We start from the raw sequence: 19,978 nt of genomic DNA, 5'->3' as shown, positions 1-19,978 counted from the left end.
CCGACACCGCGCGTGACGGCCGGTTTCGACCGTCACGTCTCCCCGGAAAGGGGCGGCGGAGGCAGCGCTCAGTCGTCGCGCTGCGTGCGCTCCATGCGCTCGTGACGCTCCTGGGCCTCCAGGCTCAGCGTCGCGATCGGACGGGCGTCGAGGCGGCGGACCGCGATCGGATCCCCCGTCTCCTCGCAATAGCCGTAGCTGCCGTCCTGGAGACGCTCCAGCGCCGCGTCGATCTTGGAGATCAGCTTGCGCTCGCGGTCACGGGTGCGCAGTTCCAGGGCGCGGTCGGTCTCGGCCGACGCGCGGTCGGCGATGTCCGGTTCCTGGATGCCGCCTTCCTGGAGGCTGTTCAGCGTCCCGCTGGATTCCGCCAACAGCTCGGCGCGCCAGCGCAGAAGCTTCTGGCGGAAATATTCCCGCATGACCGGGTTCATGAACGCCTCGTCTTCCGACGGGGTGTAGTTCTGAGGCAGAAGCGGCGACGTCATCCGAAAGCATCCAGCGCAAAAGGGGTGATCCGGGCGGCGCGGAGTATAGGCAGGCGGACGCGCGTCCGCAACCCCGTGGTTGGGGGCCGGAACGATCAAACAAGCCCTTGGAATGAAAAAGATTTGTAACCTTTTTGCGACCGGATCGGCAACCGCCGGCTGCGTTGCGGCGCAGCATGGGCGGCGACCGTCATGAGGTCAGCTTCGCCAGCTCGACCTGGGCGCGCAGATCGATCTCGTCGAGAATCTCGGCGAGGTCGGGGTCGTCCACCTGGGCGCGGCGCGTCTGCACCACCTTGGCGAGATCCATCAGCTTCTGCGTGGACAGCGTGCCGGCCAGCAGGCCGTGCTGGATCTCCTCCAGCCGGTCGAGCATCTCCTCCGCCCGCATCTTTCCGCGCGAGGCCCGCGCGGTCGCGTCGTCGGCCGCATCGACCTCCTGCAAGGCGAGCACGCCCGAGACGCCGGACACCGACGCGGTCGCGCTGACGCCCTGGGGGCCGCCGCTCTCGCCGACGAGCTGCTTGGAGAAGGCCGCACCGGAGGAGCCTTCGGCCTTGCCGGTCCGGCGGACCGGACCGCCGCCGCGTATGTTGCCGGAGCCTTCGACTTTCATGATCCGTGCGACCGTCTGAGGTAAATGGATGCTGTAACACGCGTACTTTAGATGGGCCAAGCTTAACACCCGGTCAAGGTTTGCCGCAATCGGGCAAAAATTGCCGCGCCGGCGTGACCAGAAGGCGCCATTTCCCGGCCATTCTTCAGGACAAGCCGCCATCCGCGCCGAACCGGGTCTTTGGCATGGGGTTTGTATGGGGACGGGGTGCCCGTTCAGGAGTGTCCGCGTCATGCTGTCCACCGCCCTCGCCTTTCTGCGCCGTGCCGCCACGCTCTCCGGCCTCGTGGCCGGCCTCGTGCTCGCCCTGGCCGCGGCGCTGCCGGCGGTCCCGGCCGAGGCCGCCTCGGCGCGCATCAAGGACGTCGTCGATGTCGAGGGCGTCCGCGACAACATGCTGATCGGCTACGGCCTCGTGGTCGGGCTGAACGGCACGGGCGACAGCCTGAACAACTCGCCCTTCACCGAACAGAGCCTGGTCGGCATGCTGGAACGGATGGGCGTCAACACCCGCGGCACCAACCTGCGCACCAAGAACGTGGCGGCGGTGATGGTGACGGCCACGCTCCAGGCCTACGCGGCGCAGGGCACGCGCATCGACGTCACCGTCTCGGCGATGGGCGACAGCAAGAGCCTGCTGGGCGGCACCCTGCTGGTCACCCCGCTGATGGGCGCCGACGGCGAGGTCTACGCCGTGGCCCAGGGGCCGATCGCCGTGTCGGGTTTCTCCGCCCAGGGCCAGGGCGCCAGCGTGACGCGCGGCGTGCCGACCGCCGGCCGCATCTCCGCCGGCGCCATCGTCGAGCGCGAGATCCAGTTCTCGCTGGCCGAGTTGCCGGTTCTGCGCCTCAGCTTGCGCAACCCCGACTTCACCACCGCCCAGCGGGTGGCGACCGCCATCAACATCCAGCTCCGCGGCAACCGCGCCCAGGCGACCGACCCGTCCTCGGTCCTGCTGACGGTGCCGGAGGTGAGGCGCGGCGACATCGTCGGCCTGATCACCGAGATCGAGCAGCTTCGCGTCACTCCGGACCAGGTGGCCCGCGTGGTGGTCGACGAGAAGTCCGGCGTCATCGTGATGGGTGAGAACGTCCGCATCTCCACCGTCGCCATCGCCCAGGGCAACCTGACCATCCGCATCACCGAGACGCCGCAGGTCAGCCAGCCCAGCCCCTTCAGCCAGGGCCAGACCGCGGTGGTGCCGCGCACCGACATCCAGGTCGACGACCAGTCCAACAACCGCCTCGCCGTGATGAATTCCGGGGTGACGTTGCAGGAGTTGGTACAATCCTTGAATGCTCTGGGAGTGGGCCCGCGGGACATGATCGCCATTCTCCAGTCGATCAAGGCCGCCGGAGCCCTGCAAGCCGAGATCGAGGTGATCTGATGGACCTGAGCCCCGCCCTTCCGCCGCCGCCAGCCCCGCGCCTGCCGACGCTGATCGAACGGGCGAAGGCCGAGGGCTACGGCGTCCGCACCCAGGCAAAGATTTCCGACCTCGAGGCCAGGGTCGACCCGGCAAAGCTTGCCCAGATCCGCAAGTCCGCCAACGAATTCGAGAACGTCTTCGTGTCCCAGATGATGGGCCACATGTTCGAAGGCATCGAAACCGACGAGACCTTCGGCGGCGGACGGGGCGAGGAGATGTTCCGCCCGATGCTGATCGAGCAGTTCAGCAAGCAGGTCACCCAGCGCGGCGGCCTCGGCATCGCCAGCCAAGTCTACCAGGAACTTCTTCGCGCCCAGGAGGCCAGCCATGGATAAGGTCGACGTCCGCTTCCCGCAGCCGGCCAAGGCCGCGCCCTCCAACCTGCCGAAGAACGCCCTCGAGCGCGCCACCGCGCTGGTCGAGCTGATGGACCGGCTCGCCGCCCTGCTGGAGCGCGAGGCCGCCGCCGTCCGCGCCCGCCGCCCGGCCGCCGAACTGGCCCGGCTCGCCAAGGACAAGCAGCCGATGTCGCTGGTCTACGAGGAGATCTCCCGCCTGCTGCGCGTCGACCGCGAGGGGGTGATGGGGCTGCCGGCGGAGCTGAAGCTGGCGCTGAGGGAGGCCACCGGCAAGCTCTACGCCGCCACGGCCGATAACGCCGAGGCCCTGCGCGTCGGCGGGCAGGCCCAGAAGATCGTGGTCGACACCGTCGTCGCCGCCGTCAGCCGGGCCCAGAAGGCGCCGGTTTCCGCCTACGCCGCGCATATGGGCGGCGGGCGGGGGCACAGCCCGCAACCCAGCGGGCCGCGCACCGCCTCGGCGCTCAACACCCGGCTCTGACCCCGGAACCGCCAGTCGGAACCGCCAGTCCGGACCGCCACATCCAACGCATGGGGCCGCTCCACCCGGAGCGGCCTTTTCTTTTGCGGAAAGCTCGCGCCCGACGCGGCGCGGCAAGAAAAGCCGGGACGACCCGGCGGTTTTTGCCGCCCTCCGGCGGGAACTGCCGCATCGGAACGGCCCGCGGCCGGACGGGACGGCCGATCCCGCACACGAAGGCCGCCCGGCGGTTGGCCCGGCAGTTGCATTATTTCCGACGCGCCCCGCCGTCTTGAGGAACCGTCCCATGGAAATCCAATCGAACATCGCAGCGTCCTCCCTGTTCGACGGCCTTTCCCAGCCCCAGGCCCAGGGGACCGGCACCAAGGACGACCTGTTCTCCAAGATGATGGATCGCATGCTGAGCGACTCCATCGCCCGCAAGCGCGACCAGGCCGACGCGGCCGCCAAGGACGCGGCGAAGGACGCAGCCCGCGAGGCCCGCGACGCCAGGGCCGAGGCGCAGCGCAAGGCGCCGATCCGCGCCGAACGGCCGCGCCTCGACGCGCCCCCTCCCCCGCGCCAGCCGGAGCGGCCGGAGCCGCAGACCGCCGCGCGCGCCGAGACCACCCCGCCCGCCCGCGAGGCGGCGAAGGACGCGGCCCCCGCCAAGGCGGACGAGCCGGCGCGCAAGACCACGGCCGCCAGGACCGACAAGCCGGCCGCCAAGGACACGGCGAAGATCGCCAAGGACACCGCCGCGCCGGACAAGGCCGCCGGGACGGCCACCGACGCCGCCACCGGCGGGACGGACGGCGCGTCGGAGGCGGACGGCACCGATGTGCTGGCCGACGGCAACCAGACCACCGGCGACCGGGACATCGGTGACCAGACCACGGTTGTCGACGTGACGGTGACCGTCACCGAAACGGTGGTCGAGGTCGTGACGCCGACCGCCAGCGACACCCTGCTGGCGAGCCTGCAACTGACCGGCGTCGCCACGCAGGGTCCGGCGCCGGAGGCCGCCACCGCCGCAACGCCCACCGTCGACGGCGACGACGCCGTTGGCGCCGTGGCCCAGCCCCAGGCCGACCCGGCCGCGCAGCTCGCGGCACAGCTCGCCCAGGCCCGGCAGGCGGCGACGCAGGGTGCCGGACAGGCGGCCAACAAGGCCATGGATGGGACAACCGGGCAGGCCGCCGACGGCAAGGCCGCCACGGATGCGGCGCCGACGGGCGACGGCCTGCCACCCGCCGAGCTCGCGTCCGACGCCGGCCAATCCGTCGAGGCGCTGCCGACCGACGAGGATGCCGCGCTCCCCGCCAGCTTCGCCGACATGATCGCCGCCGCGAAGGCGAAGATGGGCGAAAAGGGCGGCGCGCGTCAGCCGGGCACCGAATCGGGAAGCCAGAACAACGGCCAGCCGCAGCCCCAGCCCAACATTGCCCAGGCCCAGGCCCCGACGCCCGCCGCGCCCGTTCTCGAATCGCTGAAGAGCACGGCCGACAGCCAGGCCGTCGGCGCGCTTGCCGCCGCCGCTCCGGCCGCCATCGCCGACTCCGGCGCGGCCCAGCAGACCGGCGGGTCGCACGCCCACGCGGCGCTCGCCGCGATGGAGGCCCCGCGCGCCGCCGCGTCGGTCGATCCGGCCCAGGCGGCGGCGGTGCTGCGGCCGTCGCGCGGCACCGCCGGCCCGCCGATGGGCGTGCCCGATCAGGTCGCCGTGCACATCAAGAAGAACGTCGCCAGCGACGTCGACCAGTTCACCATCAACCTGCACCCGGCCGAGCTGGGGCGGATCGACATCAAGCTGGACATCGGGGCCGACGGGCGCGTCAACGCCATGGTCGCGGTGGAGAAGGCCCAGACGCTGGAACTGCTGCAACGCGACAGCCGCGGCCTGGAGCGCGCCCTTCAGGACGCCGGCCTGCAAGCCGATTCGAACAGCCTGAACTTCAGCCTGCGCGGCGAGGGCAACCCGTTCCAGGGCAACGCCAAGGGCGGCTCGGGCAAGCGCGGCCGCGGCTTCGGCGGAGGCGACGAGGAGGTGGCGGAGGCCGGCACAGCCGCCTACACCGTGACGGTCGGCAACGGCCGCCTGGATATCCACGCCTGAGCCATCCACGCCTGAGCCATCCACGCCTGAGCCATCCACGCCCAAGCCCCCGCACCCCGCCTTTCCATTCGGCCGAACGACGGCCACCGAGTCTGAAGGACAACCGCCATGACCACCACCACCGGCACCTCCGATGCGGCGCTGAACCAGTACGGCACCTACGCGGGCACCAAGTCCACCGGCTCGAAGACCGTCACCAAGAACACCAACCTGACCGACGAGGACAAGACGGCCAGCGCCACGAAAGGTCTCGGCGACAATTTCGAGACCTTCCTGACCATGCTGACAACGCAGATGAAGAACCAGGATCCGCTGAAGCCGATGGACACGAACGACATGACCAAGCAGCTGGTCGAGTTCGCCAACGTCGAGCAGAACATCGGCACCAACAGCCGCCTGGACAAGCTGGTGAAGCTGCAAGGCGCCGGCACCGCCTCGACCAACCTCGCCTATCTCGGCCGCACCGTCGCCTACGAGGGCGACCGCTTCCAGTACACGGACGGCATGACGACCGCGCCGCTGGGTTACGAGCTGGCGACCGCCGCCAAGTCGGTTCGTGTCGACATCCTTGATTCGCAAGGGCGAATCGTCCGCTCGATGCCGGGTGAGACGACGGCCGGCACCAAGCACGCCGTCAATTGGGACTTCAAGGACGACAACGGCAAGGCGGTGCAGCCCGGCATCTACCGGCTGAACATCGCCCCGGTGGCGGAGCAGAAGGACACGACGATCAAGGCGACCACCTACACCTTCGGCACCGTCGGCGGCATCGGATCGGGCAAGGACGGCGAAACCGTGCTGACCATCAACTCGCAGGAAATCCCGCTGTCGAGCCTCACCACCGTCTACTGAGGCCGGACATTATCCACCCCGTCCGGGTAAGCTTCTACCCCGCGCGGACTCATTAACCCTTTCGTTTAGGTATTTGTTAAGTGCCGGCGCCTAAAGTACCCCGAAATCGTGGAATGCACAGTCTGGGTCGGAGCGTCCGCGCATGGCACTTATCGAGTATGAAACCAGCGAGGATTTAGCCGCTGGCACAGCGGTCATCGGCCCGGAAGGGCGCCCCATGACCGAGAACGATCTTCCGCCGCCTGACACCAAACGCTGGGTCATGCGTCGCAAGGCCGAGGTTGTGGCCGGTGTCCGTTCGGGCTTGATAAGCCTCGAGGAGGCCTGCCGCCGCTACACCCTGTCGGTGGAGGAGTTCCTGTCCTGGCAGCGGCTGATCGACAGCCACGGCATGCGGGGCCTGCGCGCCACGCGCCTCCAGGACTACCGTGGCGACGGCCAGTTCCAGGTCCGCCCGCGCATCGACGCCGCCGAGTAAGCGACGCCGCCATTCCGTTCCGGTCACGCCGCAGGCATTCCCTGCGGCGTTTGTGCATGGCCGTCCGGGCCACGTTGACCGCCGAACGACGCCGGGCGCCCGTCAGGCCATGCGCGCGCAGGCGGCGTCGATCAGGACCGCCGCCGCCGAGGCCACCATGCCGGAGTCGCCGTCCGGCCCCAATGTCTGCCCGGCCGAATAGGCCCCCTCCATCAGCACCTGGAGATGCCCGGCCAGCCGGTCGGGATCCGCCGCTCCGGCCGCCACCGCCAGCGCGCGCAGCCGGTCGCGCACCGCGCGTTTCTGCGCCAGCGCCACCCCGCGCGCCGGGTTGTCCGGATCGCGCAGTTCCGACGCCGCGTTGGTGAAGGGGCAGCCGCGGAATTGCGGATGCTCGATCCAATGGCCGAGCGAAACGAACAGCGCCTTCAACTGCGCCACGGGATCGCCGGGGTGGCGGGCGACGACCCGGTCCCACCAGTCCCGGTGAAGCGCCGCGTTTCGCTCCAGATAGGCGCGGACCAGATCCTCCTTGGACGCGAAATTGCGATAGAGGCTCATCTTGGCGACGCCGGAGCGGGCAATGATGGTGTCGACCCCGACGGCCCGGATGCCCTCGCGGTAGAACAGCTCCGCCGCCGTGTCGAGAATCCGCTCCCGCGCCGGCGTCCTGCGCGTCTGCGCCACCGTGTCCATCCCAACCCCTCCCCCGCATCGTCGCGCCGTCGGGTCGAGGCGCGATTCACCGGATTGACAATGATACAGACCTGTCTCTACCATGAAGAAAGAGACAGACCGTTCTCAATCATAAACGCCGACCGCAGGGAAAGGAACCAGGGATGCGCTATTACGAAGACCTGAAGGTGGGCGACCGCTTCAGCGGCGGGCCGCTGACCGTCACCGAAGACGACATCGTCGGCTTCGCCGCCCGCTTCGATCCCCAACCCTTCCATCTCGACGCCGAGGCTGCCAAGGGCACGTTGTTCGGCGGACTCGCGGCCAGCGGCTGGCATACGGCAAGCCTGACCATGCGGATGATCGTCGGCAGCGACACCGAACTGGCCGGCGGCTACATCGGCGTGGGGGTGGACAGCATCGCGTGGCCGAAGCCGACCCGTCCCGGCGACCGGCTGCGGGTGGAAAGCGAGGTCGTCGAGTTGCGGCTGTCGGGGAAGCGGCCGGACCGTGGCATCGTTCGTATCCGCACCGTCACGCTGAACCAGGCGGACGAGATCGTGCAGACGATGGTCGCCAACCTGCTGGTGCCCGCCCGCGCCGCCGCGGCGGCGGTGCCGGCGTAGGAAAAGGGCCCCGGCGGTGAACCGCCGGGGCCCTTGCGATGCCCGTCCGGGCGCGTCCGCTCAGCCGCGCTTGGCCCCGGCCGTGAAGACGAAGTTGTCGAAGGAGCTTTCGCCGACACGGAACCACAGATACTCCTCCTCGCGGAACTTCTTCCACGGCTCGAAGATCTTGGCGAATTTCGGGTTGCTCTTGGCGGTCTCGTCGTACAGCTCGAAGGCCGCCTTGTAGCAGGCCTCCATGACCTCGCGCGGGAACGGCTTCAACTGCGCGCCGCCGGCGACCAAGCGGCGCAGGGCGGCCGGGTTCTCCGCGTCATACTTGGCGTTCATGGTCAGGTTGGCCTCGAAGCAGGCCGCCTCCAGGATCGCCTGGTAGGTCTTCGGAAGCTGTTCCCACTGCTGCTGGTTGACGTAGAGCGAGACGTTGAGCCCGCCTTCCCACCAGCCCGGATAGTAGTAGTACTTGGCGACCTTGTTGAAGCCGAGCTTCTCGTCGTCGTAGGGACCGATCCACTCCGCCGCGTCGATGGTGCCCTTTTCCAGGGACGGGTAGATGTCGCCGCCGGCGATCTGCTGCGGCACGGTTCCGAGCTTGGCGAGCACCTGCCCGGCGAAGCCGCCGATGCGGAACTTCAGGCCCTTCAGATCCTCGACGGTCTTGATCTCCTTGCGGAACCAGCCGCCCATCTGGACGCCGGTGTTGCCCGCCGGGAAATTCACCACGCCGTAACCCTGGAAGAACTCGCGCAGCAGAGCCATGCCGCCGCCGTTGTAGATCCAGGCGTTCTGCTGGCGGGCGTTCAGACCGAAGGGAACCGTGGCGTCGAAGGTGAAGGTCGGATCCTTGCCGACGTAATAATAGCTGGCGGTGTGGCCGCACTCGACCGTGCCGTTCTGCACGGCGTCGAGCACCTGGAGGCCGGGAACGATCTCGCCGGACGCGAAGGGGCGGATCTGGAACTTGCCGTCGGTCGCCGCCGCGACGCGATGGGCGATGGTGTCGGCGCCGCCATAGATGGTGTCCAGGCTCTTGGGAAAGCTGGAGGCGAGACGCCAGCGGATTTCGGGCTGCGACTGCGCGATGGCCGGAGCCGCGAGCGTGCTGGCCGCGACGCCGACGCCTGCCGAAGTCAGAAAGGAGCGACGCTTCATGGACGTTTCCTCTTGGTTATAACAAGTCTCATAGGACAGATGCACAGCCCCATGAAACTCCACTCTGACGATATGCTCAATTAGATGGGGTTGTCAGAACAGCACAAATCCGCAAATTGCATGGCAATCATGCTTGTGGGGTATTTCACGGAAAGCGCATAGGATTACACTGAAACTTTTCGTCACAAGGGAAAGCACGAGCCTGTCCTTGACAATTCCCGCTTCCGCGCAGTGACGGAACACACACGGCAGACCATGCGGGCACACCACGGCAACCCGGCCTCCGAAGCGCACCCCCGCGCCATACCCAGGGGATCGGCTCGCCGCTTGTGGCGGCGATCGTTCGCATCGGGAACGGTATAAGCCGCGGACCGTCCAGCCCACCCCTACTTTCGTTTATGGGGTGAAGAATGCAAAGAGCCCGCCAAGCGCGGGGCATGGCGGGCTCTTGGACAGGCGGGGGCCTGGACCGGACCGTCACCAGTGGCGAAGCGGCCCGACGTCGACGTGGATGAAGTTGCTGTCGGGGTAATAGCCGACCCCGCCGCCACGCAGGCTCAGCGCCGCGCGCTGCAACTGACGGAGACCGAGGCCGGGAACCCGCAGGTCGATGGCCTTGCCCTGCATGTGGTAGCTGTTCTGGGCGACGCCCGATCCGTCGGCTTCGCGCAGCATCGCGTTGGTTTCCGGCGAGCGGTAGGCCGACACGATCTGGATCGGCCCGCGGTTGCCGATCTTGCGGCCGAGCGCGTGGACGAGGTCCAGCAGCTTCGGGTCGATGGCGTGGACAGCCCCGGTGCGATGGTCGCGCAGCAGCCGGTTGATCTCACGTATGCCGTCGCGCAGGTAACGGCCCTTGGCCCAATATTCGGCGCGGATGCGTTCGCCGGTGTGGAGATTGATCAGCGAGAGCTGGCGCGGGGGAGCGCGCAGCGCCGCCTCCGCCTCGACCGGCGCCAGCATGGCGGCGGCAGCCAGACCGAGACCGCCGCGCAGCAGATGGCGGCGGCCAAGCGGGCCAGCGGTCGGGTGGCCCATGGAATCGTCCGGGCGTGCCGTCGTTTCGGACAAGACGTCCGCGTCCTTGATCATGCTTCCTCGTGTCCCCTGTTCCGGCCCCCGCCGGATTCGCGCTGCGGCGCAATACCCCGAAGGGTGGGACACTTTTAGGCTGACGGTAACTCTTTGTGTCAAGGGACCAATGGTTAAGAACCGCCAAAAAGCTTGAAATCCCTGGATTTCCATGACATTGCGCGCAACGGCCCAGCCCCCGCCCCTTCATTGCCGGTCTGTAACAAATCCGGCATGGCCATCGATTCGCCCGTCGGGGCCTCCGCCGAGTCGCAACCGAGTCGCGCTGGTGTCCCGACGGAAACGCCCGCCCGCGCCGCGCCAGCCCCTCCCCATGCCTGCGAATGAAGCGTCAGCGGAGCTTCGGCGCACCGAAACGGAGTGGCGGGCGGCAACGGACCCGCCTCCCCGAAAGAGGACGCGCGAATGGAGAATCATTCAGCCTTCGGTAAGGAATCACGACGCATGATTGTCGCAGTGAAACCATCACGTGGCGTCGACTTCCCGTGCCCACGGCCACCATACCCACCATGTCCTCCGTGTCCTTCTTCCGGCCCGATCAACTGGCCGAGGTGCTGGACCGCCATGCCCGCTGGATCAAGGGCCAGCCGGGCGGCGTCCGTGCCAACCTCGCCATGGCCGACCTGGAAGGCGCCGACCTGTCGCAGCGCGATCTGCGCGGCGCCCGGCTGGTCGGGGCCAAGCTGGCGCGCGGGCGGCTGAACGGCACCAATCTGGCCGGCGCCGACCTGTTCGGGGTCGACCTGCGCGACGCCGACATCAGCCGCGCCAACCTGATGCAGACCGACCTGCGCGGCGCCCGGCTGCGCGCGGCGGATTTTTCCAACGCCAACCTCAAGGGCGCCGACCTGCGCAGCGGCACGCTGGAGCCGGGCGGCACCGCAAGGCGCGGCTCCGGCCCCGACGTGCAGGACGCCGAAGGGACGCGCCTGATCCACAAGGCCGCCCTCGCCCGCCTACAGAACGAGACGACGGCCACCGGCGGCATCCCGACCGACCTGACCGGCGCCGTGCTGCGCGGCGCCAACCTGTCCGACGCCGACCTCTCCGGCTCGATCCTTCAGAACGCCGACCTGTCGGGCGCGACGCTGAACGGCGCCAACCTGACCGGCGTGCGGCTGAACGGCGCCAACCTGTCCGGCGCCTCGCTGGACGGCACCCGCTTCGACAACGCCGATCTGGTCGGCACCCGGATGGCCGACTGCGACCTGTCGCAGGCCGACATGGGCACGGCGCAGATGACCCGCCCCATCGACAGCGTGGGGTCGGAGATCCAGCACGCCATCTTCGACCACGAGCGCTGGATCGACAGCTTCGGCCAGCGCGGGCGGCGCGCCGACCTCGATGGCGCCGACCTGCGCCGCGCCGACCTGCGCAACGTCAATCTGAGCGCCGCGTCGATGCGGGGCGCCGACCTGTCGGCGGCGGCACTGACCGGCGCCCGGCTGATCATGACCGATCTGTCCGGCGCCAACCTGGAGGGCGCCAACCTGATGGGCGCCGACCTGTCCGGCGCCAACCTCAGCTACGCCGTGCTGAACGGCGCCGACCTGACGCGGGTGCGGCTCGGCCCGGCGGAGATCAAGGATCCCTCGGGCCGGCCGACCGGCCGCTCCTGGGCCGCCAACCTGATGGGTGCCGACCTGCGACGTGCGTTGATGGTCGGGACCTGCCTGGTGCAGGCCAATCTGGCGGAGGCCAACCTGGAAAGCGCCGACATGGACGGCGCCGACATGGCGGGCGCCAAGCTGCAACGCGCCAATTTGCCCGGCAAGCCGCCGCGCCGGCGCTGACGCGCCGCCCTCCTCTCCCTCAGGGCAGCGTGATCGTCACCGTCGTGCCGACACCGGAGACGCTGTCCACATTCAGCGTGCCGCCATGCGCCTCGACGAAGCGCTTGGCCAGCGGCAGCCCCAGCCCGGTTCCCGATTCCGACTTGGTCAGGTAATTGTTGACCTGCCGGAACGGCTCCATGGCGATGGCCAGTTCCACCGCCGTCATGCCGATGCCGGTGTCGGCGATGACGATGACCGCCCCCTTGCCCCCGGCCCCCGCCGCCGCCTCGATCCGCACGGCGCCGCCGGCCGGGGTGAACTTGATGGCGTTGGACAGGATGTTCAGCACCGCCTGACGCAGCCGCACCCCGTCGACCACCACCATCAGGGCCGGATCGATGGTGCCGGCGGTCACCGCCACGCCCTTGCGCGCCGACAGCGCCTCCACCAGCCCCAGGCAGTCGGCCAACAGTTCGCCCAGCGCGATTCGTGCCGGGAACAGCTCCAGCCGCCCGGCCTCGATCTTCGCCATGTCCAGCAGCTCGTTGACGAGGTCGAGGAGATGGCGGCCCGACTGGTGGATCGCCCGGATGTACTCGGCGTGCTTGGGCGACGCCGGGCCGAAGATTCCGGACAGCAGCGCCTCGGTGAAGCCGATGATGGCGTTCAGCGGGGTGCGCAGCTCGTGGCTCATGTTGGCGAGGAACTCGCTCTTGGCCCGGTTGGCCGCCTCGGCGTGGTCCTTCTCGGCCTCCAGCCGGCGGCGCTGCTCGATCAGGAAGGCCTCGCGGGCGCGGCGCACCTCCTGCTCGGCCTTGCGGCGGCGGCGGAAGGAGCGCGACACCACCAGCGCCAGCGCCAGCGTGGCGGCGCAGGCGGCGGTCCCGCCCCCGACCACCGCCAGCCGCGTCGACGCCAGCCGTTCGTTCACCTGGCCGGCGGGCATGCCGAGCACGACCGTCCACTGCGTGTCCGGCGACCGATGGAAGACGGTGTACACGTCGTCGCCGTCCAGGGTCCTGGTGACGAACAGCCCCTCGTCGCCGCCCGACGACAGCCGGGCCTCCAGCGAGGGCGGGATGCGCTGGCCGAGATGCGCGGCGGCGTCGCGCGACCGGGCGGCGATCAGCATCGACGGATCGACGATGCCGATCGTCCAGTCCGACGGAACCGCACGGGTCTTGAGCACGCCGGCCAACCCTTCCAGCCCGACCGACAGCGAGAGCACGTAGCGCACGCGCTCCTCGTCGAAGATCGGCGCGCGCAGGACCAGGGCCGGGCGGCCGGGCGGCCCGCCGGGCGGCAGAACCCCGCCGATCACCGAACGGCCGCTCTCGATCACCTTGCGCGTGATCGGATCGAGCCGGGGCGGCGGCAGCGGCTGGACCCCCAGCGGGTAGAGGGTGTGGAAGACGAAGCGGTTGCTGTCGGCGTCGACCAGCCCCATCGCCAGCCAGCCGCCCTGGCTGTGGGCGGCTGCGGTCGCCGCGGCGTAAAGGCTGGGAACATTCTCGACGTCGGACTGTCCAAGGGCCGCCAGCAGCTCCAACGGCCGGAGCTGGCTCGCCAGCTCTCGGTCCACGCTCAACGACAGCGACTGGGCCAGCCCACGCAGGTCGTCCTCGAGTTCCGCCTGGTGCCGGACGTCGAGCAGCCACGCCATCGCCGCGGCGAACAGCAGCAGCGGCGCCGCAGCCGCCAGCCCAAGCGCCGGAAAGGAGGAAGGCAAACGCAACGGCCGAGGCTCCCGCCAGAATACATATGACCTGTGTAGCGAACCACGGCCCGGCGCACCAAACTATTCGCGGAAATAGGGGAAAATCACTAGAACCGCCCTCGCCTCGGGCAATCATCCACGCGCCGCCCAGCAACATTTCCCAACATGTTCATGACAACAATATGTCTCAACCGGCGCTGGTCAGCAGGCGGGTCAACTCGACCGCCGTCTTCACCCGCATCTTTTCGAACACGTGCGAGCGGTGAACTTCCACCGTCCGCATGCTGATGCCCAGCTCGTCGGCGATCACCTTGTTCAGCCGGCCGGCGACCACCAGTTCCATCACCTGCCGCTCGCGCTGGGTCAGGCTGGCGATCCGCGCGGCGACTCCGGCCTGCCCGGCTTCGCGCGCGCGCTGCTCGGCGTCGAAGGCCAGCGCCTCGATCACGCGGTCGACCAGGTCGTTGTCGTTGAAGGGTTTCTCGACGAAGTCGCGGGCTCCCTTCTTCAGGGCGCTGACCGCGCTCGGCACGTCGCCATGGCCGGTCAGGAAGATCACCGGCAAGCGGCAGCCCTGGGCGCGCAGCCGGTCGAACAGCTCCAGCCCGCTCATCCCCTCCATCCGGATGTCGAGCAGCAGGCAGCCCGCCGTCTCCGCCGTCCAGGCATCGAGGAACTCCCGCGCCGACGCCCACCCCGCCACCGGCACGCTGCGCGACTGGAACAGCCAGCCGAGCGCGTCGCGAATCGCCTCGTCGTCGTCGACGATGTGCAGGGTGGTCATTCGGCGGCCTCCAGGGACTTAGGAAGAGGATTCGGAGCACAGGGGAAGGGAGAACAGGAACCGGGTGCCGCCGCCGGGCGCCGCCTCGAACCACAGGCGTCCGCGGTGGTGCTCGACGATGGAGCGGCAGATGTTCAGGCCCATTCCCATACCCTCGCTCTTCGTGGTGAAGAAGGGGGAAAACAGCCCCTCGGCGATCTCCGGGGCGATGCCGCAGCCATGGTCGCGGATGGCGGTCAGCAGCGCGCCCTCGGCGCGTGTGACGGTGACCGACAGCCGGCGCCCGGCGCGCGGCGTCCTGGCCATCGCCTCGATGCCGTTGCGCATCAGGTTCAGCACCACCTGCTGCAACAGGATGCGGTCCCCCGGCACCGGCGGCAGGTCGGCCGGCGCGTCCAGCTCCACCCGCACGCCGAGCCGGGCGGCGTCGGCCCCCATCAGCCCGACGCAGTCCTCCAGCACTTGCGGCAGCGAGCAGGGGGCGACGTTCGGCTCGCTCTTGCGCACGAAGTCATGGACCCGGCGCACGATCAGCCCGGCGCGCCGCGCCTGGGCCGCCAGCTTGTCGAGCGCCGCCGCCACCTCCTGCGTGTCGAACCGGCCCGAGCGCAGGCGGTTCAGGCAGCCGGTGCAGTAGCTGGCGATGGCCGACAGCGGCTGGTTCAGCTCATGCGCCAGGGTGGACGCCATCTCGCCCATGGTGATCAGGCGGGAGGTCTGCTGCAACCGCTCCTGCTGCTGGCGCGCCAGCTCCTCCGACCGCTTGCGCTCGGTGATGTCGAGCACCGAGCCCATCCAGCCGGTGTGCCGCCCGTTGGCGTCGATCAGCGGCGCCTCGTAGATCAGCGCGTCGAAACGCTCGCCGTTGGCGCGCTGGAAACGCATCTCCAGCCCGCTTTCCGGCGCGCGGCCCGCCAGCACGTCGTGGAAGGCGGCCTCGGCGCGGTCGAGATCCTCGGGCAGCCAGTAGGGCATCGGCGGACCGCGGTCGACCATCTCCTCGGCGCTCAGCCCGACCATCCGGCAGAAGGCCGGGTTGACGTAGGTGATGCGGCCGTCGAGGTCGCGGGCGCGCATGCCCACCGTCAGGCTGTCCTCCATCGCCTTGCGGAAGGCGTGCTCGGCGCGCAGCGCCTCCTCCGCCCGCAGCCGGCCGGCGATGTGGCGGCGCAGCGACCACAGGCTCCACAGCGCCGATCCGGTCAGGCCGAAGATCGCCACCACCAGGATCGTCCGGGTGCCGTTGGAGTCGGTGGGATAGGCGGTGGCCACCAGCGCCACGCCGTGCCCCGGCGGGTCGAAGGGGATGACGTGGCTGCGCGCCGGATCGGGCGCCGCCCCCGTCATCGTTCCCGGCACCGCCATCCGCGACTTCGCCCCCAGCACCGTCCCCCGCGCGTCGACGACCTCCAACTGGTAGCGCTGGGCGAACCACCAGGGGACGTGGTGGGTCAGCATCGCCTCGAAGGAAAAGACGCCGACCAGCGCCCCGGCGAACACCCCGTCGCGGTGGAGCGGGAAGACCGCGTCGAATCCGGTGTCGCTTGGATCGACGCGGTAGGTCGCGCTGTAGGCGCGCAACCCAGACGCGCGGGCGATCCGGAAGGCGTCGTCGCGCGGCGACGGCCCCGACTCCCCATCCGGCACCGCCACCCCGCCGCCCGACGGCGGCTCGGCCATGCGGGTGCGCCCGTCGGCGTCGAGCCACAAGAGGCGCTCGATGGCCGGGTTGGTGTTCACGACCATCCGCGCCATGGCGGCGAATTGACGCAGATCGGGCTGCTCACGGTTCAGGGCGTCGGCCAGCCGCTCCAGCTTGTCCTCGTCGGACGTCAACTGGAAGTGGAGGTTCTGCTCGACCCACAGGGCGTCCTTGATGAGCGCCAGGGCCTCCTCGTCGCGCTCGCTCCGGTGAAGAAGCCAGAGGAAAGCGCCCAGAAGCACCACGACCAGCGCCATGGCGACGATCGGCATGACGTGCGGCGCCCCATGCAGGGAACGCGGTCCGAAGAGCGGCGGCGGCGGGGCGGCGGGGCTGGGCACGGGCGGCGGAACCGGAGGTGGATGAGACGGGCTGCGGATATCCACAATAGCCCCGACGGAGGGAGTATTGAAGAATAGCCAATAAGTCCGGGACCGAACATTCGGCCCTACGGAAAATTTCAAAGGAAGGGACGCACCCGATGAAACTCGTCAAACTGCTCTGCGCGGCCGCGGTCGGCTGCCTGATGTCGGCTCCGGTCGCCCTGGCGCAGGACCAGATCCTCATCAAGTTCAGCCACGTCGTCGCCCCCGACACCCCCAAGGGCAAGGGCGCGGAGAAGTTCAAGGAGCTGGCCGAGAAGGCCACCGCCGGCAAGGTGAAGATCGAGGTCTATCCCAACAGCCAGCTCTACAAGGACAAGGAGGAGCTCGAGGCCCTCCAGCTCGGCGCCGTGCAGATGCTGGCCCCGTCGCTCGCCAAGTTCGGCCCGCTGGGCGCCAAGGAGTTCGAGGTCTTCGACCTTCCCTACATCTTCCCGAACAAGGAGGTCCTGCGCCGCGTGACCGAGGGCCCGATCGGCAAGCAGCTCTTCTCGAAGCTGGAGTCGAAGGGCATCATCGGTCTGGCCTATTGGGACAACGGCTTCAAGATCATGAGCGCCAACAAGCCGCTCATCAAGCCGGAGGACATGAAGGGCCAGAAGATGCGCATCCAGTCCTCCAAGGTGCTGGACGCCCAGATGCGCGCGCTGAGCGCCCTGCCGCAGGTCATGGCCTTCTCCGAGGTGTACCAGGCGTTGCAGACCGGCGTCGTCGACGGCACCGAGAACCCGCCGTCGAACATGTACACCCAGAAGATGCACGAGGTGCAGAAGCACGCGACGCTGACCGACCACGGCTATCTCGGCTACGCGGTCATCGTGAACAAGAAGTTCTGGGACGGGCTGCCGGCCGACATCCGCACCGCGCTGGACGGCGCGATGAAGGAGGCCACCGCCTACGCCAACGACATCGCCCAGAACGAGAACGACGTGTCGCTGGCGCAGATGAAGGCGTCGGGCAAGACCCAGTTCCACGAGCAGACCAAGGAAGAGCGCGCCGCCTGGGTCAAGGCGCTGATGCCGGTCCACAAGGACGCCGAGTCCCGCGTCGGCAAGGACCTGATCGAGTCGATCTACAAGGAAGCCGCCGCCGCCGGCTTCAAGATGTAAGGCTGAGTCTACCCTGAATGCCTCCCTCTCCCGCCTCGGGAGAGGGAAGGGGCCCGCGAAGCGGGAAGGGTGAGGGGCAATCGGTGGCGGTCCTCGTATCCATGCCCCGATAGCCCCTCACCCTCCCCACGGCTGACGCCGTGGGTCCCCTCCCTCTCCCGGGACGGGAGAGGGCCAAATATCCCACGCCCCGCCTACCCCCGCCGAACCGGGAGTTTCCCCTTCATGCTCCTACGACTGCTCGACCGTCTGGAGGAGGCGCTGATCGCCTTCCTCATGGCGGCGGCGACGCTCGTCATCTTCGCGGCCGTCGTCCACCGCTACCTGTCCGGCGTTCCGGTGATCCAGGACTATGTCCTGCACTGGAACCTCGCCTGGGCCCAGGAACTCTGCATCTACATGTTCGTCTGGATGGCCAAGTTCGGCGCCGCCTACGGCGTGCGCACCGGCATCCATGTCGGCGTGGACGTCGTCATCAACCGGATGCGACCGGATCTCCGCGCCAAGTTCGTGCTGTTCGGGCTGGGGGCCGGTGCGCTGTTCACCGGGATCGTCGGGTCGCTGGGGGCGCGCTTCGTCTACCACATCGCGCAGACCGAGCAGGTCTCGGCCGATCTGGAGATGCCGATGTGGATCGTCTATCTGGCGGTCCCGCTGGGGTCCTACCTGATGTGCTTCCGCTTCCTCCAGGTCGCCTGGACCTTCGTCCGCACGGGTGAGCTGCCCCACCACGACCACGCCCAGGTCGACGGCATCGACCCGGTCGAAGCCGCCAAGGAAGGAGGCCCGGCATGAACGCCGCCATCATCTTCGGGCTTCTGCTCGCCCTCATGCTCACCGGCATGCCGATCTCGATCTCGCTCGGCCTGACGGTGCTGTCCTTCCTGTTCTTCCTGACCAACGTGCCGATCGACGCGGTGGCCCTGAAGCTGTTCACCGGCATCGAGAAGTTCGAGATCATGGCGATCCCGTTCTTCATCCTGGCGGGCAACTTCCTGACCCACGGCGGCGTCGCGCGGCGCATGATCAACTTCGCCACCGCGATGGTCGGGCATTGGCATGGCGGCCTCGGGCTGGCCGGCGTCATGGCCTGCGCGCTGTTCGCGGCGGTGTCGGGCTCCAGCCCGGCGACCGTGGTCGCCATCGGCTCGATCATTCTGCCGGCGATGGTGGCGCAGGGCTTCCCGAAGAATTTCGGCGCCGGCATCGTCACCACCTCCGGCGCGCTGGGCATCCTGATCCCGCCGTCCATCGTGATGGTGATGTACTGCGTCGCCACCACCGGCCACCCGCAGGCCCCCTCCATCGGCCAGATGTTCATCGCCGGCGTCGTGCCGGGCATCATGCTGGCCACGCTGCTGGGCTTCACCACCTGGTACCGCGCCCGCAAGTTCGGCTACCCGCGCCTGCCCAAGGCCAGCGGTGCCCAGCGGATCAAGGCGCTGCGCGAGAGCTTCTGGGGCCTGCTGCTGATCGTCGTGGTGATGGGCGGCATCTACAGCGGCATCTTCACGCCCACCGAGGCGGCGGCGATGGCGGCGGTCTACGCCTTCATCGTGGCGGTCTTCATCTACAAGGACATGCCGCTGAGCCGCGTGCCGAAGGTGCTGCTCGACAGCGCCAGCATGTCGGCGATGCTGCTCTACATCATCACCAACGCCGTGCTGTTCTCGTTCCTGATGACGTCGGAGCAGATCCCGCAGAACATGGCGGCCTGGATCCTCGACCAGAACATGGGCGTGTGGGTCTTCCTGCTGGTGGTGAACATCCTGCTGCTGGCGGCCGGCAACTTCATGGAGCCGTCCTCGATCGTCCTCATCATGGCACCGATCCTGTTCCCGGTCGCCATGAAGCTGGGCATCGACCCGGTGCATTTCGGCATCCTGATCATCGTGAACATGGAAGTCGGCATGTGCCACCCGCCGGTCGGCCTGAACCTCTACGTCGCCTCGGGCATCACCAAGATGGGCATCACCGAGCTGACCGTGGCCGTCTGGCCGTGGCTGCTGACGATGCTGATCTTCCTGGGCATGGTCACCTACATCCCGGCGATCACCCTGTGGTTCCCGCGTCTGCTCGGCTTCATGTAAAGCCACAGTCGGCAAGCGGTTTTTGAGTGAGAAAGGCACCAAGTCCTCCCGGTCCGGACTTGGTGCCTTTCTCTT

The 19,978-nt window shown here is 68.6% G+C and carries 18 protein-coding genes and 1 pseudogene; 11 read left to right on the top strand and 8 right to left on the bottom strand.

What is annotated here, in order from left to right:
• Positions 1-68 precede the first annotated feature (68 nt).
• Positions 69-488 carry an RNA polymerase-binding protein DksA gene (gene dksA, locus J2847_RS12175; RefSeq protein WP_085557056.1) on the bottom strand — a complete coding sequence of 140 codons (420 nt, stop codon included), beginning with the start codon at positions 486-488 and terminating at the stop codon, positions 69-71.
• A 190-nt stretch (positions 489-678) separates the two neighbouring features.
• Positions 679-1,104 carry a flagellar assembly protein FliX gene (locus tag J2847_RS12170; RefSeq protein ID WP_209779231.1) on the bottom strand — a complete coding sequence of 142 codons (426 nt, stop codon included), beginning with the start codon at positions 1,102-1,104 and terminating at the stop codon, positions 679-681.
• Positions 1,105-1,336: 232 nt separating this feature from the next.
• On the opposite strand from J2847_RS12170, the gene J2847_RS12165 reads away from it, so the two are divergent.
• The 6 genes from J2847_RS12165 (at position 1,337) to sciP (ending at position 6,798) form a co-directional block, all read left to right on the top strand.
• Positions 1,337-2,491, top strand: coding sequence for a flagellar basal body P-ring protein FlgI (locus tag J2847_RS12165; protein ID WP_209779230.1), 1,155 nt, complete (start codon positions 1,337-1,339; stop codon positions 2,489-2,491).
• Complete coding sequence (locus tag J2847_RS12160; RefSeq protein ID WP_209779229.1) at positions 2,491-2,868, top strand: rod-binding protein; 378 nt, start codon at positions 2,491-2,493, stop codon at positions 2,866-2,868. Before J2847_RS12165 ends, J2847_RS12160 begins: the two co-directional genes overlap by 1 nt.
• Positions 2,861-3,373 (top strand): flagellar basal-body protein, encoded by a 513-nt coding sequence (locus J2847_RS12155; RefSeq protein WP_085557060.1) that lies wholly within the window; start codon positions 2,861-2,863, stop codon positions 3,371-3,373. Before J2847_RS12160 ends, J2847_RS12155 begins: the two co-directional genes overlap by 8 nt.
• Positions 3,374-3,659: 286 nt before the next feature.
• On the top strand, positions 3,660-5,468 hold the full coding sequence (locus J2847_RS12150) for a flagellar hook-length control protein FliK (protein ID WP_209779228.1): 1,809 nt from the start codon (positions 3,660-3,662) through the stop codon (positions 5,466-5,468).
• Positions 5,469-5,576: 108 nt separating this feature from the next.
• The gene (locus J2847_RS12145; protein ID WP_085557062.1) at positions 5,577-6,320 is read left to right on the top strand and encodes a flagellar hook assembly protein FlgD; all 744 of its coding nucleotides are present in this window, start codon (positions 5,577-5,579) and stop codon (positions 6,318-6,320) included.
• Positions 6,321-6,537: 217 nt separating this feature from the next.
• Positions 6,538-6,798, top strand: a complete 261-nt coding sequence (gene sciP, locus J2847_RS12140) for a CtrA inhibitor SciP (RefSeq protein ID WP_449658113.1) — start codon at positions 6,538-6,540, stop codon at positions 6,796-6,798.
• A gap of 102 nt (positions 6,799-6,900) precedes the next feature.
• On the opposite strand, the gene J2847_RS12135 is transcribed toward sciP, so the two are convergent.
• Complete coding sequence (locus tag J2847_RS12135; protein ID WP_209779227.1) at positions 6,901-7,494, bottom strand: TetR/AcrR family transcriptional regulator; 594 nt, start codon at positions 7,492-7,494, stop codon at positions 6,901-6,903.
• 131 nt (positions 7,495-7,625) lie between these two features.
• Here J2847_RS12135 and J2847_RS12130 point away from each other — a divergent pair.
• Positions 7,626-8,099, top strand: a pseudogene (locus tag J2847_RS12130) (MaoC family dehydratase); the annotation flags it as partial.
• Positions 8,100-8,159: 60 nt separating this feature from the next.
• Here J2847_RS12130 and J2847_RS12125 read toward each other — a convergent pair.
• On the bottom strand, positions 8,160-9,251 hold the full coding sequence (locus J2847_RS12125) for a TRAP transporter substrate-binding protein (protein ID WP_209779225.1): 1,092 nt from the start codon (positions 9,249-9,251) through the stop codon (positions 8,160-8,162).
• A gap of 477 nt (positions 9,252-9,728) precedes the next feature.
• On the bottom strand, positions 9,729-10,343 hold the full coding sequence (locus J2847_RS12120; RefSeq protein WP_209779224.1) for a DUF882 domain-containing protein: 615 nt from the start codon (positions 10,341-10,343) through the stop codon (positions 9,729-9,731).
• A 509-nt stretch (positions 10,344-10,852) separates the two neighbouring features.
• Between J2847_RS12120 and J2847_RS12115 the strand changes: the two genes are divergently transcribed.
• Entirely contained in the window at positions 10,853-12,136 is a 1,284-nt protein-coding gene (locus tag J2847_RS12115; protein ID WP_085557068.1) for a pentapeptide repeat-containing protein, read from the top strand.
• Between the two features lie 19 nt (positions 12,137-12,155).
• Here J2847_RS12115 and J2847_RS12110 read toward each other — a convergent pair whose 3' ends face one another.
• The 3 genes from J2847_RS12110 to J2847_RS12100 all read right to left on the bottom strand — a co-directional run bounded on the left by J2847_RS12110 (position 12,156) and on the right by J2847_RS12100 (position 16,593).
• Positions 12,156-13,853 carry a sensor histidine kinase gene (locus J2847_RS12110; RefSeq protein WP_233474478.1) on the bottom strand — a complete coding sequence of 566 codons (1,698 nt, stop codon included), beginning with the start codon at positions 13,851-13,853 and terminating at the stop codon, positions 12,156-12,158.
• 169 nt (positions 13,854-14,022) lie between these two features.
• Positions 14,023-14,619 (bottom strand): response regulator transcription factor, encoded by a 597-nt coding sequence (locus J2847_RS12105; protein WP_085557069.1) that lies wholly within the window; start codon positions 14,617-14,619, stop codon positions 14,023-14,025.
• An 18-nt stretch (positions 14,620-14,637) separates the two neighbouring features.
• Positions 14,638-16,593 (bottom strand): PAS domain S-box protein, encoded by a 1,956-nt coding sequence (locus J2847_RS12100; protein WP_209779223.1) that lies wholly within the window; start codon positions 16,591-16,593, stop codon positions 14,638-14,640.
• A gap of 209 nt (positions 16,594-16,802) precedes the next feature.
• Between J2847_RS12100 and J2847_RS12095 the strand changes: the two genes are divergently transcribed.
• From J2847_RS12095 to J2847_RS12085, 3 genes are all read left to right on the top strand, one after another.
• Entirely contained in the window at positions 16,803-17,813 is a 1,011-nt protein-coding gene (locus J2847_RS12095; protein ID WP_209779222.1) for a TRAP transporter substrate-binding protein, read from the top strand.
• Positions 17,814-18,038: 225 nt separating this feature from the next.
• Positions 18,039-18,608 (top strand): TRAP transporter small permease, encoded by a 570-nt coding sequence (locus tag J2847_RS12090; protein ID WP_209779221.1) that lies wholly within the window; start codon positions 18,039-18,041, stop codon positions 18,606-18,608.
• Positions 18,605-19,903, top strand: a complete 1,299-nt coding sequence (locus J2847_RS12085; RefSeq protein WP_209779220.1) for a TRAP transporter large permease — start codon at positions 18,605-18,607, stop codon at positions 19,901-19,903. Before J2847_RS12090 ends, J2847_RS12085 begins: the two co-directional genes overlap by 4 nt.
• Positions 19,904-19,978 lie beyond the last annotated feature (75 nt).

Origin of the sequence: Azospirillum agricola, from assembly GCF_017876095.1 — a bacterium.
GTDB classification, from domain to species: domain Bacteria; phylum Pseudomonadota; class Alphaproteobacteria; order Azospirillales; family Azospirillaceae; genus Azospirillum; species Azospirillum agricola.
Note: the sequence above shows the minus strand (reverse complement) of the source record. Positions and strands in the feature narration are given on the sequence as shown.

Coding starts and splice junctions, on each gene's coding strand:
- dksA (WP_085557056.1), bottom strand. CDS start 488: ATGACGTCGCCGCTTCTGCCTCAGAACTACACCCCGTCGGAAGACGAG.
- J2847_RS12170 (WP_209779231.1), bottom strand. CDS start 1,104: ATGAAAGTCGAAGGCTCCGGCAACATACGCGGCGGCGGTCCGGTCCGC.
- J2847_RS12165 (WP_209779230.1), top strand. CDS start 1,337: ATGCTGTCCACCGCCCTCGCCTTTCTGCGCCGTGCCGCCACGCTCTCC.
- J2847_RS12160 (WP_209779229.1), top strand. CDS start 2,491: ATGGACCTGAGCCCCGCCCTTCCGCCGCCGCCAGCCCCGCGCCTGCCG.
- J2847_RS12155 (WP_085557060.1), top strand. CDS start 2,861: ATGGATAAGGTCGACGTCCGCTTCCCGCAGCCGGCCAAGGCCGCGCCC.
- J2847_RS12150 (WP_209779228.1), top strand. CDS start 3,660: ATGGAAATCCAATCGAACATCGCAGCGTCCTCCCTGTTCGACGGCCTT.
- J2847_RS12145 (WP_085557062.1), top strand. CDS start 5,577: ATGACCACCACCACCGGCACCTCCGATGCGGCGCTGAACCAGTACGGC.
- sciP (WP_449658113.1), top strand. CDS start 6,538: ATGACCGAGAACGATCTTCCGCCGCCTGACACCAAACGCTGGGTCATG.
- J2847_RS12135 (WP_209779227.1), bottom strand. CDS start 7,494: ATGGACACGGTGGCGCAGACGCGCAGGACGCCGGCGCGGGAGCGGATT.
- J2847_RS12125 (WP_209779225.1), bottom strand. CDS start 9,251: ATGAAGCGTCGCTCCTTTCTGACTTCGGCAGGCGTCGGCGTCGCGGCC.
- J2847_RS12120 (WP_209779224.1), bottom strand. CDS start 10,343: ATGATCAAGGACGCGGACGTCTTGTCCGAAACGACGGCACGCCCGGAC.
- J2847_RS12115 (WP_085557068.1), top strand. CDS start 10,853: ATGTCCTCCGTGTCCTTCTTCCGGCCCGATCAACTGGCCGAGGTGCTG.
- J2847_RS12105 (WP_085557069.1), bottom strand. CDS start 14,619: ATGACCACCCTGCACATCGTCGACGACGACGAGGCGATTCGCGACGCG.
- J2847_RS12100 (WP_209779223.1), bottom strand. CDS start 16,593: ATGCCGATCGTCGCCATGGCGCTGGTCGTGGTGCTTCTGGGCGCTTTC.
- J2847_RS12095 (WP_209779222.1), top strand. CDS start 16,803: ATGAAACTCGTCAAACTGCTCTGCGCGGCCGCGGTCGGCTGCCTGATG.
- J2847_RS12090 (WP_209779221.1), top strand. CDS start 18,039: ATGCTCCTACGACTGCTCGACCGTCTGGAGGAGGCGCTGATCGCCTTC.
- J2847_RS12085 (WP_209779220.1), top strand. CDS start 18,605: ATGAACGCCGCCATCATCTTCGGGCTTCTGCTCGCCCTCATGCTCACC.